12 protein-coding genes are annotated in these 14268 nt (G+C 61.6%); 9 read left to right on the plus strand and 3 right to left on the minus strand.

Going from position 1 to position 14268, the window contains the following annotated elements:
- Positions 1-73 precede the first annotated feature (73 nt).
- The 7 genes from chvE to AB4Y42_RS31360 all read left to right on the plus strand — a co-directional run bounded on the left by chvE (position 74) and on the right by AB4Y42_RS31360 (position 6189).
- A complete protein-coding gene (gene chvE, locus AB4Y42_RS31330; protein ID WP_368696334.1) occupies positions 74-1144 on the plus strand; it encodes a multiple monosaccharide ABC transporter substrate-binding protein in 1071 nt (356 codons plus the stop codon).
- 94 nt (positions 1145-1238) lie between these two features.
- The gene (mmsA, locus tag AB4Y42_RS31335; RefSeq protein ID WP_368696335.1) at positions 1239-2768 is read left to right on the plus strand and encodes a multiple monosaccharide ABC transporter ATP-binding protein; all 1530 of its coding nucleotides are present in this window, start codon (positions 1239-1241) and stop codon (positions 2766-2768) included.
- A 1-nt stretch (position 2769) separates the two neighbouring features.
- Positions 2770-3978, plus strand: coding sequence for a multiple monosaccharide ABC transporter permease (gene mmsB, locus AB4Y42_RS31340; RefSeq protein WP_368686900.1), 1209 nt, complete (start codon positions 2770-2772; stop codon positions 3976-3978).
- 88 nt (positions 3979-4066) lie between these two features.
- A complete protein-coding gene (locus AB4Y42_RS31345) occupies positions 4067-4363 on the plus strand; it encodes a Dabb family protein (protein ID WP_368696336.1) in 297 nt (98 codons plus the stop codon).
- 37 nt (positions 4364-4400) lie between these two features.
- Positions 4401-5462 carry a maleylacetate reductase gene (locus AB4Y42_RS31350; protein WP_368696337.1) on the plus strand — a complete coding sequence of 354 codons (1062 nt, stop codon included), beginning with the start codon at positions 4401-4403 and terminating at the stop codon, positions 5460-5462.
- 168 nt (positions 5463-5630) lie between these two features.
- Positions 5631-5846 carry a hypothetical protein gene (locus AB4Y42_RS31355; RefSeq protein WP_368686897.1) on the plus strand — a complete coding sequence of 72 codons (216 nt, stop codon included), beginning with the start codon at positions 5631-5633 and terminating at the stop codon, positions 5844-5846.
- 157 nt (positions 5847-6003) lie between these two features.
- Positions 6004-6189: a hypothetical protein gene (locus tag AB4Y42_RS31360; RefSeq protein WP_368686896.1), complete on the plus strand. Its 186-nt coding sequence runs from the start codon at positions 6004-6006 to the stop codon at positions 6187-6189.
- Positions 6190-6254: 65 nt separating this feature from the next.
- On the opposite strand, the gene AB4Y42_RS31365 is transcribed toward AB4Y42_RS31360, so the two are convergent.
- A complete protein-coding gene (locus tag AB4Y42_RS31365) occupies positions 6255-6857 on the minus strand; it encodes a phosphatase PAP2 family protein (RefSeq protein ID WP_368696338.1) in 603 nt (200 codons plus the stop codon).
- Positions 6858-7178: 321 nt separating this feature from the next.
- On the opposite strand from AB4Y42_RS31365, the gene bktB reads away from it, so the two are divergent.
- Both bktB and AB4Y42_RS31375 read left to right on the plus strand, forming a co-directional pair.
- Complete coding sequence (gene bktB, locus AB4Y42_RS31370; protein ID WP_368696339.1) at positions 7179-8366, plus strand: beta-ketothiolase BktB; 1188 nt, start codon at positions 7179-7181, stop codon at positions 8364-8366.
- Positions 8367-8400: 34 nt separating this feature from the next.
- Positions 8401-9252 (plus strand): 3-hydroxybutyryl-CoA dehydrogenase, encoded by an 852-nt coding sequence (locus AB4Y42_RS31375; RefSeq protein WP_368686893.1) that lies wholly within the window; start codon positions 8401-8403, stop codon positions 9250-9252.
- 302 nt (positions 9253-9554) lie between these two features.
- Here AB4Y42_RS31375 and AB4Y42_RS31380 read toward each other — a convergent pair whose 3' ends face one another.
- Positions 9555-11048 carry an efflux transporter outer membrane subunit gene (locus AB4Y42_RS31380; RefSeq protein ID WP_368696340.1) on the minus strand — a complete coding sequence of 498 codons (1494 nt, stop codon included), beginning with the start codon at positions 11046-11048 and terminating at the stop codon, positions 9555-9557.
- A 1-nt stretch (position 11049) separates the two neighbouring features.
- Positions 11050-14268, minus strand: a complete 3219-nt coding sequence (locus AB4Y42_RS31385) for an efflux RND transporter permease subunit (protein WP_368696341.1) — start codon at positions 14266-14268, stop codon at positions 11050-11052.

Raw genomic sequence — 14268 nt, forward strand, 5'->3', positions numbered from 1 at the left:
CTCGGGCTCGGGGCCAGTCTTCAAGTGAATCGTATTTGCCAATAACTACGTAGTACTAAGTCAGGAGACGGAGATGAGCATCATCAAGCGTGTTGTGGTTGCAGTGACTTTCAGCATCGGGTTCGCTGCGATGTCGACGTCCTCGTACGCCGGGGACAAGGGAGTCATCGGTATCTCGCTGCCTGACAAGACCGAGTCGCGTTGGCTGACCGACGGCAAGAGCATGGTCGACGCACTGAAGGCGAAAGGCTACACGGCCGACTTGCAGTACGCGAACTACGACGTGCCGACCCAGGTCAATCAGGTCGAAAACATGCTGGCGAAAGGCGTGAAAGCGCTGGTGATCGCGCCGATCGACGGCAAGACCTTCTCGGACGCATTGGCCTATGCGCAGAAGAAGCACATCAAGGTCATTTCGTACGATCGCCTGATTAGCCAGACGAAGGACGTCGACTACTACGCCACGTTCGACAACTACGGCGTCGGCGTGCTGCAGGCGCAAAGCATCGTCGATGCGTGGAAAAAGAAGGGCAGCAAGACGCCCTGGAACATCGAGGTCTTCGGCGGCTCGTCGGACGACAACAACGCGCACATGATCTATGCCGGCGGTATGTCGGTGCTCAAGCCGTATATCGACAGCGGCAAGTTCGTGATTCGCAGCAAGCAGGAAGCATTCGAAAAAATCGCGACCCGCAACTGGGACGGTGCGACGGCCCAGTCGCGGATGGACAACCTGCTGAGCGCCTTCTACGGCAAGGACCATCTCGATGCGGTCTGGACCCCCAATGACGCGATCGCGATCGGCGTGATTTCGTCCTTCAAGGGCGTGGGCTACGGCTCCGCACAGGCGCCGATGCCCGTGGTGACCGGCCAGGATGCCGACATCCAGAACGTGAAGGCCATTGTTCGCGGCGATCAGACCACGACCGTGTTCAAGGATACGCGCAAGCTGGCGAGCATTACCGCCGACATGGTCGACGACGCGCTCACCGGCAAGACGGTCCCCGTGAACGACACGAAAAGCTACAACAACGGCGCGAAGGTCGTTCCCACCTATCTGGTGAAGCCGGTGCTCGTCGACAAGGAAAGCGTGCAACCCCTGCTCGTCAACAGCGGTTACTACACGCCGGCGCAGATCAAGTAATGGCGGTGTTGTCGCTCAGCGCGCCGTGACCGTTGGAAGGCGTAACGGCGCGCTGGTGTCGTGCATCGAGCTCGAGAGATATGAGGATACGGAGATGGACACGATTCTGGAGATGAACGGCATCCAGAAGGCGTTCGGCCAGGTGAAGGCCCTGAACAACGTCAATCTGAAGGTCAAAAAAGGCGAAATTCACGCCATCTGCGGTGAGAACGGCGCGGGCAAGTCGACGCTGATGAAGATTCTGAGCGGCGTCTATACGCACGGTTCGTATGCGGGTTCCGTGATGTATGAAGGGGAAGAGCGCGCGTTCTCCGACATCACGGACAGCGAGGAGGTGGGCATCATCATCATCCATCAGGAACTTGCGCTCGTTCCCATGCTGTCCATTACCGAGAACATTTTTCTGGGCAACGAGCAGTCCCGTCGCGGCGTGATCGACTGGCAAGGTTCCCGCGCCCGCGCGAAGGCGCTGCTGGAGAAGGTTGGACTGACCGATTCCCCGGATACCCCAGTTGGTACCCTCGGAATCGGCAAGCAGCAACTCGTGGAAATCGCCAAGGCGTTGTCGAAGGAAGTGCGCCTGCTCATTCTGGACGAGCCCACGGCGAGCCTGAACGAGAAGGACAGCGACACACTGCTCAAGCTATTGCTGGACCTGAAAGCACGTGGCGTCACCTCGATCATCATCTCGCACAAGCTCAACGAAATTTCTCGGGTCGCAGACAGCATTACGGTCATCCGCGACGGGTCGACCGTTGACGAACTCGATTGTCATGCGGAAACCGTTAGCGAGGACCGCATCATCAAGGCCATGGTCGGCCGCGAGATGTCCGATCGCTATCCGAAGCGAACGCCGGACATCGGCGAGGTGATCTTCGAGGTCAAGGATTGGCGTGTCCGGCATCCCACCCAGCGTGACCGGGAAGTCATCAAGGGTGTCAACCTGAAGGCGCGTGCGGGCGAAATCGTGGGTATCGCCGGGTTGATGGGTTCGGGCCGAACCGAGCTGGCCATGAGCGTGTTCGGACGCGCCTTCGGGCAAGACATTGGCGGCTCGGTCCACCTTCATGGGAAGGCGGTCGATGTCTCTTCCGTCAGGAAGGCCATCAACGCGGGCCTGGCCTACGTGACCGAGGACCGCAAGGGCAACGGGCTGCTTCTCGATGACGATATCCAGACCAACATTTCTCTGGCGAATCTCGCGGGCGTGTCGAAATACGGTGTCGTGAACGAGCACGAGGAAGTCACCGTTGCGTCCGACTTCCTGAAGAAGTTGCGAATCCGCGCGCAAGGGGTTTCGCACGTGGTCGGCAACCTGTCCGGCGGCAATCAGCAGAAGGTCGTGTTGAGCAAGTGGCTGTTCTCTGAGCCCGATGTCCTCATTCTCGACGAGCCCACGCGCGGCATCGACGTGGGAGCGAAGTACGAGATCTACAGCATCATCAATCAGGCGGTTGCGGCGGGTAAGTGCGTGGTCATGATTTCTTCGGAGATGCCCGAGCTGCTTGGCATGTGCGACCGCGTCTATGTCATGAACGAAGGCCGCTTCGTCGGCGAGTTCACGTCGGAAGAAGTCTCGCAGGAAAAAATCATGCGGGCAATCATGCGAAATGGAGGCATCTGAAATGCGTAAAGCTCTCTCGCCTGCGGCTCATCAGGAGGCCGAGGTCAAGAAAAGTGAAATCATCGACGTGATCAGGCGCGGCGCCAGCGAATACGGGCTGCTTTTCTCGCTGATCGTCATCATGATTTTCTTTCAGTTTGCGACGGGCGGCGTGCTCATGGAGCCGCTGAACCTGACGAATCTCGTGCTGCAAAACAGCTACATCGTCATCATGGCGCTCGGCATGCTGATGGTGATCGTGGCGGGCCATATCGACCTGTCGGTCGGCTCGACGGCCGGACTGGTCGGCGCCCTCGCAGCCGTGTTGATGGTGCAGTTCAACGTCAACTACGTTGTGGCCACCATCATCTGTATCGCGACTGGCGCGCTGATTGGCGCCGTGCAGGGTTACTGGATTGCATTCTGGCGCATGCCGTCGTTCATCGTGACGCTGGCCGGGATGCTGGTGTTTCGCGGCTTGACCAATCTGGTGCTTCAGGGCCAGTCGATCGGTCCGTTCCCGGATAGCTTCGCAGCGGTCAGCTCGGGTTTCATTCCTGACATTTTCCGCGGGCAGGACCTTCATGTTACGTCGATTGTGCTTGGCGTTCTGGTCGGCGCCGCTTTCTTCGCGATCGAGCTTCGTCATCGCGCGAGTGCGGCGAAGCACGGGGTGGAAAAGGGTTCGTTCCCGATGTTCGTGGCAAAGAACGTCGTGCTGACCGCCCTGATCGTCTATTTTTGCTACCTGCTCGCGTCCTACCGCGGTTTGCCGACCGTGCTCGTCATCATGGGCGTGCTGATCGGGCTGTACACGTTCGTCATGAACCGTACGACCATCGGGCGCCGTGTGTACGCGGTCGGTGGCAATGCGAAAGCCGCTCGGCTGTCCGGCGTTAGCGTGCCGGCCGTCAGCTTTCTCACGTTCGTCAACATGGGTGTGCTTGCCGCGCTCGCGGGCATCATTTTCGCAGCGCGTCTGAATAGCGGCACGCCGAAGGCCGGCACCGGTTTCGAACTGGACGTGATCGCTGCGTGCTTTATCGGCGGTGCATCCGCTTCCGGCGGTGTCGGCAAGGTAGTCGGAGCCGTTGTGGGTGCATTCATCATGGGCGTGATGAACAACGGCATGTCGATCATGGGTATCGGCGTCGACTATCAGCAGGTGATCAAGGGTGTCGTGCTGCTCGCGGCCGTATTCGTGGACGTGTACAACAAAAACAAGGCGTAACGACTCTATACGGCGAACCGCTGTTCCAGGTACCAGATCGTGTCTCGAACAGCGGTCCTGTTCGTAAGCAGTATTCATGGAAATGAAAATGATCAAGCATATCGTGATGTGGAACGTTCGCGGCGAGACGCATGAGGAAAAGAAAGCGACGGCGAATTTCGTCAAGGACGCGTTCGAGAGCCTGAGCGGGAAGATCCCGGGGCTCACGAAGCTCGAGGTCGGGCTGGATGTCAGCGCCGTTGACTATGCTTGCGACGTTGTCCTGTATACGGAGTTCGATTGCCAGGCGTCGCTCGAAGCCTATGCGTCGCATCCTGAACATTTGCGCGTGAAGCAGGTCCTGGGTGATGTTCGTGTCGCTCGCTACCAGGTCGACTACATTTAAGCGGGCTTGCCGTCCGACGACAAGGGAAGCAGATCTCATGTATGAGTTCACCTACACAACGCAGGCGTCGAGAGTCGTATTTGGTGCTGGAAGCATGAAACTGATCCAGCAGGAAGTCGAGACGTTGGGCGCCCGCCGCGCATTGATTCTTTGTACCCCCGAGCAGAAAGCGCAAGCCGAGGTGGTTTCATCTCTCCTCGGTCCGTCTAGCGCAGGCGTTTTCGACGGTGCGCAAATGCACGTTCCCATCGAGAACGCTCGCCGAGCGCGGGAACACGCGAAGACTGTGGAAGCAGACTGCGCGGTCGCGATCGGCGGTGGTTCGACGATCGGCCTCGGCAAGGCGATCGCGCTCGAATCGTCATTGCCGATCATCGCGATACCGACGACCTACGCGGGCTCGGAGATGACGCCGATCTACGGCATCACCGAGAACGGTCTGAAGCGAACCGGGCGCGACGCCAGGGTGTTGCCGAAGACCGTGTTGTACGACCCGGAGTTGACGATTGGGCTCCCCGTTCAACTCTCGATTGTGAGCGGATTGAATGCGATCGCTCACGCCGCCGAAGGACTCTACGCAAAAGACGGAAATCCTGTCATGTCATTGATGGCCGAGGAGGGCATTCGTTCGCTCGCGGATGGCCTTCGTGCAGTGAGGAAGAGCAGCAAGGATGTATCGGCGCGCGGTGACTGCCTGTATGGCGCATGGTTCTGTGGCATGGTGCTCGGTAACGTGGGTATGGCCCTCCATCACAAACTGTGTCATACCCTGGGGGGAACATTCAACCTGCCTCATGCGGAAACGCATGCGATAGTCTTGCCCCACGCGCTCGCGTACAACAGCACGGTTGCCGCAGAGGCCATGAGTCGGATCGCGAGGGCACTGAACGTGAATTCCGCAGCCGACGGTCTCTATGCGCTAAACCGGGAACTCGGGGTGCCGCGAGGCCTTCGCGATATCGGTTTGAAGGAAACCGATCTTGATCATGCCTGCGAGGTGGCATTGTCGAACCCCTACTGGAATCCGCGGCCGATCGAGGGGAAGCCGCTTAGAGCGCTCCTGCAGCGTGCCTGGGAGGGGGCTCGTCCTGCAGCGTAGTGTGGCGTCCATGACGGCGGCGCAGCCGGATATCACCATTTCTCGCGCCGCCTATACTCTGACTGACCATCTTCACATTGCCTTCACGCTGAACTGAGGTTGTTAGCGAACGTCGATCAAGATCCCTCTCCGAGTCAAGGTTCGACCTCCGTCAAAAGGGAGATTCCAATGTCTGCAAACACGGCGATTGAAGTTCCCGACGACCCGGCGGATGGCGGCAAAAACGATGAATTTGTCGATGCCGTCGCGCGATCGAATGTTCAGGGTGCGATAGCCGCTATCCGCAGTGGGAGTCCGATTCTGTCCGATCTGGAAACGAAAGGGAACGTGAAGATGGTGGGCTCGATGTATGACATTCGAAACGGCAAGCTAACGTTCCTGTGAGAATTCGAAGCCCATTCGCAAGCAAAGCGCGGCTATTGTGAGTTGCGTGTATTTTCGATTTCCCGATATCAATAACGAAAGAGAACGACACTGTTACGCACCTCACTGAAGGTAATAAAGATAGGTTCGCGGCACCCTGATCCTGACGCTCGATTCGATGTTCCGCATCGCGTCGAATCCGTTCTTTCCTTATTTGCTGCAGCGTATCGATGAATGCATGGGCGCAACGCCGCCGTCGGTCGTGAAGTCTCCGCCGCGCACCCATGAAACCGCTGCTGGGACGCCTGACAATTTCTCTGATGACCTGAATGCACTCGAACAGGTTGGGGCCGATGAGCCTTAGACCAGAGTGCTTCAAAAGAATAGTCTGGCAGCCGCAGGCGTTGAGACGCGCTTGACGAGGGCTCACTACGGCCGTAGCCACCGCAGGCTGATCGGCACAGCGAGAACCTTCCTGTACAGCGCGATCAACGTGCCGGTCACCGCCATGCCCGCGAGGCGCCAGATCGGGCTGCCAATCATGCAGGCCAGCCAGGCGACGATCGCCGCGCCGATCATGTCGAAGGGCCAGTGCACGCCGACAAAGATGCGAGCCCAGGCAACGGCGATATCGACGAACAAGGCGAGCAAGCCGATTCCCCGCTTCCCGCCGTACAGGAAGGTGAACGAGACTGCGGAAAGCAGCGTCACATGATCGCTAGGAAACGAAGAATCGGGAGCATGGGCGAGAAACGTATAGCCGGTTGCGCTAGCGAAAGGGCGGGGGTGGTACCACGCCAGGCCGATCAGCTGGTTGATGCCGAGGGCCAGCAAGCCGGCAAAACAGGCGCGCACGGCCAACGCGCGGCGCTCGTCTGAGCCTGTCAACCATAGTGCCGCCAGCATGGCCGGGACCAGCAGGATCGCATCGTCCGCGATCAGCGTGCCCGCAGCAATGAGCCAATGCGGCGTTGCGGGTGTGGCATTGAGTGCGAGAAAAATGGTTCGGTTCAATGTTTCGACTGCATCCATAGGGGCCCTCTTTATTCACGCCCGTTCTTGCCTCACCGCTGGAAGGCGGTCCCGGTTGTGTTGTCAGAGGCGATTCTACGCACCGGCCCCTTAACGAAACCTTAACAGGGGCGACTGGAATCCACCGTCGGGCCGCGTGGACGGCATGACATGGCCAGTTTTGTCAGTATGTCGTCCGGTTTGATCAGTCTGTCCGGCGCCTGTTGGCGCTAGGATTGCCACGGCGCGCCCTGGGGACTTCCTGAACAGGTCGGGGCCAGGCGTAGAAACAGGCTGCGCCGCCGCTTCGCAGGCGGCAAAACAGATAAGTGAGGAATCCATATGAGCAGGGAAGTCGTGGTGGTGGGCGGTGTGCGGACCGCGATCGGAAAATTCGGCGGCAGCCTGAAAGACGTGCCGCCAACCGAACTCGGTTCAATCGTCGTGCGCGAACTGCTCGCGCGAAGCCGCGTCGAGGCAAAGGACGTGGGGCATGTGGTGTTCGGCAATGTGATCGCCACCGAGCCGCGGGATTTTTACCTGTCTCGAGTCGCCGCGATCAACGCCGGCATTCCTGAATCGACGCCTGCGTTCAACGTCAACCGGCTGTGCGGTTCGGGCCTGCAGGCAATCGTTTCGGCTGCCCAGACCATTCTGCTCGGCGATGCTGACGTGGCGATCGGCGCTGGCGCCGAGAACATGAGCCGCGCGCCGTACATCACGACCGAGGCGCGCTTCGGCGCACGCATGGGCGACGCGCGCCTCATCGACATGATGCTGGGTGCGCTCAACGATCCGTTCCACACCGTGCCGATGGGCGTGACGGCCGAAAACGTCGCGGGCCGTTACGGCATCACGCGCGAGCAGCAGGACAACCTCGCGCTCGAGTCGCATCGTCGAGCGGCGCGAGCGATCGCAGAGGGCCGGTTCGCCAGCCAGATCGTGCCGGTCAAGCGCACGGTGAAAGGGCGCGAGACCGTCTTCGACACCGACGAACATTTGCGCCACGATGCAACGATCGACGACTTCGCGAAGCTCAAGCCAGTATTCGCGAAGGAGAACGGTACGGTCACGGCGGGCAATGCTTCCGGCATCAACGACGCGGGCGCGGCCGTCCTGCTGATGTCGCGCGCAGCGGCCGAGGCACGCGGCCTCGCGCCGATGGCGAAACTCGTGGCATATGCACACGCGGGCGTCGATCCGCTTTACATGGGTATCGGCCCGGTGCCGGCTACGCGTCTTGCGTTGCAACGCGCGGGACTGTCCGTCGCGGACCTCGATGTGATCGAGTCGAACGAGGCGTTTGCCGCCCAGGCGTGCGCGGTCACGCAGGAGCTGGGCCTGGACCCTGAAAAGGTGAACCCCAACGGCTCGGGTATTTCGCTCGGTCATCCTATTGGCGCGACTGGCGCACTGATCGCCGTGAAGGCGCTGCACGAACTCAAGCGCGTTGGCGGCCGTTACGCGCTCGTCACGATGTGCATTGGCGGCGGGCAGGGCATCGCCGCCGTTTTCGAAAACGTCCAGTAAATTGTGTGCGCCTTCGGGCGCACCACATAAAGCCATGCAAATCGACACATTGGGAATCGTGGGCGCCGGGACGATGGGTTCCGGCATCGCGCAGGTCGCCGCGCTCGCTGGTCTGCGCGTGATCGTGGTCGACGTCAGCGAGGCCGCGCTCGACAGGGGGCTCACCGCGCTGAAGGGAAGCCTCGACCGGCTCATCGCGAAAGACAAGCTGGACGCGGTGGCGAGCGATGCCGCGCTCGCGCGCATCGAGACGTGCACCGATTATCAGCGGCTCGGTGCTGCCGGGCTGATCATCGAAGCCGCCACTGAAAACCTCGATCTGAAGCTGCGCATCCTGAAGCAGATTGAAACGGTCGCGCGTCCCGACGCCATTCTCGCTTCCAATACGTCTTCAATCTCGATCACCACGCTTGGCGCCGCGCTTGCCGACCCGTCGCGTCTCGTCGGCATGCATTTCTTCAATCCGGTGCCGTTGATGCCGCTCGTTGAAATCATCCGGGGCCTCGAAACCGGTAGCGCCGCGGCGGAGACGGTCCACGAACTGACGCTGCGGCTCGGCAAGTCGCCGATCAACGTGCGCAATTCGCCGGGCTTCGTGGTCAACCGCATTCTCGTGCCGATGATCAACGAGGCTTTCTTCCTGCTCGCCGAAGGCGTCGCGCCAGCCGAGGATATCGATACCGGCATGCGTCTCGGCGCGAATCAGCCGATTGGGCCGCTGGCGCTTGCCGACCTAGTTGGGCTCGACGTGGTGCTTTCGGTCATGGACGTCTTTTACAAGGACTTTGGCGATTCGAAATACCGCGCGTGCCCGCTGCTTCGTGAACTGGTGGCCGCCGGACGTCTGGGTCGGAAGACTGGGCGCGGGGTTTATCGTTACGGCTAGAAAGATCGTGGCTGAGGTTCCGCGGGCGGCCAGCCCGCGGGCCTTGAACGTCATTGTCGAGATCGAATGCGGTGATTATTGATGTTTGCGAACATACTAAAACTGCGATAATTTGCATTATGTTAAATAAACGATAGCCACGCTTCCTGCACGCGCTCCTCGCGATCCGCTCCCTCAGCGCCCCTCATCCGTTTGCTGGCCAACGACACCCGCCATCACACGCCAGCGGTCGCTTTCCAGAACGCTCTGTGCGTCGATGCGCCTGAACATATTCGGGGGCGGCGCGCACGAGCCCCCGAGCGTCATTGCGGCACCTGCGCAACGGGTTCCGCCGTAGCGGGCTGCGCCGGCGGCGGACCGCTCGCCGGTTGCGGCACGCTCATCTGCTCCGCCTGCACGACCCACCCGCCGCCCATCGCCATGTAGAGGTTGACGAGGTTCGTCAGCGTCGCGGCCCGGGTCTGGGTTTGCTGCAGTTCCGCGTTGAACAGATTGCGCTCGGCATCGAGCACCTCCAGGTAGCTCGTATAGCCGCCCTCGTAGCGTAGCCGCGCAAGCCGCAGATACTTGCGCAGGTATTCGACCTGCTGGCTCTGGATCTCGAACTGCTCGCGTGACTTTTGCACCGAGACCAACGCGTCGTCGACCTGCTGGAACGCCACCTTGATCGCATTTTCGTAGGCGAACAGCGCCTCCTGCTGACGCGCCTCGGCCTGCTTGTTCTGGCCGTAGATATTGCCGCCCGTGAAGATCGGCATCACTGCCGAGCCGGCGAACGTCCACACCCGCGCAGGTCCCGTGAAGAGATTGGAGAACTGCGTGCTCACCGAGCCGAACAGCCCCGTGAGCGAGATCTGTGGGAAATACAGCGCGCGCGCCGCGCCAATCAGCGCATTTTGTGCGACCAGATTCTGCTCGGCCTGCAGCAGGTCGGGCCGGCGTTCGAGCAGGTCCGACGGCACGCCCGCAGGCACAGTGGGCGTCGAGAGATCCACCAACGCACGGCCGCGCAGGATCGGCTCCGGATTGCTGCCGAGCAGCACCGAGAGCGCGTCTTCCTGCTGTGCGATCTGCTGCTCGAATTGCGGGATGGTCGCCTTCGTCGCCGCATAGTCGGACTGGCTCTGTGCAAGCTCCATATCCGAGGTTTGGCCGAACTGCTGGCGCAGCGTGAACACGTGCACGGAATCGGCACGGCTCACGGTTGTGCTCTGTGCGATTTCGAGCTGCGCGTCGAGGCTGCGCAGCGTGATATAGGACGTCGCGACCGACGCGACGAGCGTCAGAATCGTCGCGCGTCGGCTCTGTTCGGCCACGTTCACGTTGGCGCGCGCCGCCTCGGTTTCGCGCCGCACCTGGCCAAACAGGTCGATGGTCCAGAAGGCCGACACGCTCGCCTGGTACTCGTTGAAGACCGGCGAGACGCCGGCCGGTATCGGCGTCGGCCCTTTCTGCGACGCGCGCTCGCGCGCCGCGCTGAAACCTGCGCTCGCTTGCGGGAACAGTGCCGAACGCGTGCTCACGAACTGGCCCATGAACTCGTCGACACGCGCGGCCGCCTGTTTCACGTTGAGGTTGTTCTCGAGCGCGGTCTTCACCAGGTCGTTCAGCACCGGGTCGTCGAACTGCTCCCACCACCTGGTGTTGGCGACGTCGGCCACGTCCGGGTACGCAAACCGGTACGTTGCCGGCACGTCCACTTTCGGCCGCTCGTAGTTGGGGCCGAGCAGACAGCCATTCAGCAAACCGATCAGCACGACTGGCGCGGCGACGCGCGTGAAAGCTGCGGCGCGCATGTCAGTCGCCCTCGTGCCGCGCGGACGGCGTGACGGTCGGCGAGCCAGCGCCGCCCGAGGCCGGTGGCGGCGTCCCGCTATCCGGCGTGGGCGTTTCCTTGTCGCCGCCCTTGCGCGAGCCAAGCGACTCGATCCCCCAGTAGAACATCGGAATGAAGAACACGGCGATCGCCGTTGCGCCCAGCATCCCGCCGATCACGCCGGTGCCGATCGAATGGCGGCTGTTTTGCGAGGCGCCCAGTGCAATGGCGAGCGGCACACAGCCGAGGATGAACGCAAGCGACGTCATCACGATCGGCCGCAGACGCTCTTCCGCGGCGACGAGCGCGGCGTCGTACGGCGTCTTGCCGCTCTCCCGGTTCAGGACCGCGAACTCGAAGATCAGGATCGCGTTCTTCGCGGCGAGCGCGATCAGCATGGTCAGCCCGATCTGGAAGTACACGTCGTTGTTCAGGCCGCGCAGCAGGATCGCGAGCAGCGCGCCGAACAGGGCGAATGGCACCGCCATGAGCACGCCGAGTGGCAGCGACCACTTCTCGTATTGCGCGGCGAGGATCAGGAACACCATAACGATCCCGAACACGAACACGAGCCCCCCGGTCGAGCCCGACTTGATCTCCTCGAACGCCTCCCCGCTCCACCCGACGGCGTAGCCCGGCGGCATCTGCGCGGCGAGTTCCTTCAAGGTGCCGATCACCTGGCCCGAGCTGTAGCCCGGCGCCGCGTTCGCCGTAATCTTCACCGCCGGGAAGTTGTTGAAGCGCGTGATCAGATCGGGTCCCGTGACGTACTTGTAAGTCATCACTGCCTTGATCGGCACCATGTTGTTCGAGCGGCTGCGCACATAGATCTGGTCGAGGTCGGCGGGCGTGAGCCGGTAGTGCGGATCGGCCTGAACGATCACCTGCCAGAGCCGCGCGTCCTTGTTGAACTGCGACACGTAGAGCGAGCCGAACATCGTCTGCATCGCGCTGTACACCTCTTCGACCGGCACGCCGAGCGTCTCCGCCTGGTCGCGGTCGACGTTCACGAGCAACTGCTGCGAACTCGCGTTGAACGTCGAGGTCACGCCGGTCAGCTCGGGGCGCGCCCTCGCCTTCGCCATCAAGTCCTGCACGACGCCCGCGAGCTGCTGAATCGAGCCGTCTCCGTGACTTTCGATCCACATCTCGCTGCCGCCCGTCGTACCGAGACCCGGAATGGACGGCGGATTCACGGGGATGACGAGGCCTTCCTGAATTTTCGAGAGGGTTTCGTAAGCCTTGATCAGCACCGCGCGTGCGTTTTGCTCCCTGATGTTCGAGAACTTGTACCGTTCGTCGAAACCCCTTAGGCCGACGAAGAACGTGCCCGCGTTGTTCTTGTTCTGGCTGTCCAGCAAGCTGAAGCCGTTCACGATCGTGATGCTGCTGACCGCGGGCTGCTTCATGAAATAGTCGGTGACCTTGTCGCCCACGTCCGCGGTCCGGTCGAGGCTCGCCGCGTCGGGCATGACGATCGCGCCGAGCAGATAGCCCTGGTCCTCGGGCGGCAGGAAGGCGCCAGGGATCGATTTCGCCATCATGACGGCGAGCACGATCACGGCACCGAAAACAAGGAGGCCCAGCACGTAGCGCCGGATCATGAACTGCACGGCGCGCCCGTAGCCGGCCGTCATGCGCTCGAACTGATGGTCGAACCAACGAAAGAAGCCCTTTTTCTCATGGTGCGTGGGCTTGAGCAGGATGGCGGCGAGCGCAGGCGAGAGCGTGAGCGCAACGATGCCCGAGAACACCACCGAGATCGCAATCGTGATCGCGAACTGCTTGTACAACTGTCCGGTGATGCCGCCGAGGAACGCAACCGGCACGAACACGGCGCACATCACGAGCACGATCGCGATGACCGGACCCGACACCTCGTCCATCGCCCGCTTGGCCGCGTCTTTCGGACTGAGCTTGAAGACCGTCATGTTGCGCTCGACGTTCTCGATCACGACGATCGCGTCGTCCACGACGATGCCGATGGCGAGCACCATCCCGAACAACGTCAGCATGTTGATCGAAAAGCCCAGCGCCGCCATCCCCATCGCCGTGCCGACGATCGACACCGGGACGGCCAGCACCGGAATGAGCGTTGCGCGCAGGCTCTGCAGAAACACGTACACGACGATCACCACCAGCACGAGCGCTTCGAAGAACGTATGGACCACGTCGGCGATCGACGCACGCGTGAATTCCGTCGTGTCCATCGCGACCTGATAGTCGAGCCCTTCGGGAAACGAAGTCTTGAGTTCCGCGAGCGTCTCGCGCACCTGCTTCGAGACGTCGAGCGCATTCGCGCCCGGCTGCTGGTAGACCGCGATGATCGTCGCCGGCTTGTCCTGGAAGGTGGTGCGGTTCGAATAGCTCTTCTGTCCCAGCTCGGCCCGACCGATGTCTTTCAGGCGGACGATCGCCGCGCCGTTGCTCGCTGCGCGGATGATGATGTTGTCGAACTCGGCGGGCGTCGCGAGCCGCCCGGTGGTGGTCACCGCGAACGACTGCTCGACCGGGTTGCCGGTTGGCGCCTGGCCGACCGTGCCGACCGCGAACTGCTGGTTCTGGGCGCGTACGGCGTTCTGCACGTCGCCGGCGGTGATGCCGAGCTGCGCCATGCGATCGGGCTTCAACCAGATCCGCATCGCATAGTCTGGAGTGCCAAAGATCGATGACTGGTTCGCACCCGGAATCCGCTTGATCGTGTCGAGCACGTAGACGTTCGCGTAGTTCGCGATATAGGTCGGATCGAAGCGCTCGTCCGGCGAGTAGATCGCGATCACCATCATGAAGGCGTTCGACTTTTTCTGGACCTGCACGCCCTGCGACTGCACCTGCTGCGGCAGTTGCGGCAGCGCGAGGTTCACGCGGTTCTGCACGTCGACCTGGGCAAGCTCCGGGTTGGTGCCGATCCCGAAGAACACGTTGAGCGTGTAGTTGCCGGTCGACGAGCCGGACGAATACATGTAGATCATGTTGTCCGCACCGTTGACCTGCTGCTCGATCGGCGCGGCCACGTTGTTCGCCACGACGTCCGCGCTGGCCCCCGGGTAGGTCGCGGAGACCGTGATCTGCGGCGGTGTGACGTCCGGATACTGCGCGATGGGCAGCGCGAGCATCGTCAACGCGCCGCCGAGCGTAATCACGATCGAGATGACGGACGCGAAGATGGGCCGGTCGATGCAGAAGTGCGAGATGTTCAT

It is taken from the genome of Paraburkholderia sp. EG286B (assembly GCF_040965655.1).
Classification (GTDB): Bacteria; Pseudomonadota; Gammaproteobacteria; order Burkholderiales; family Burkholderiaceae; genus Paraburkholderia.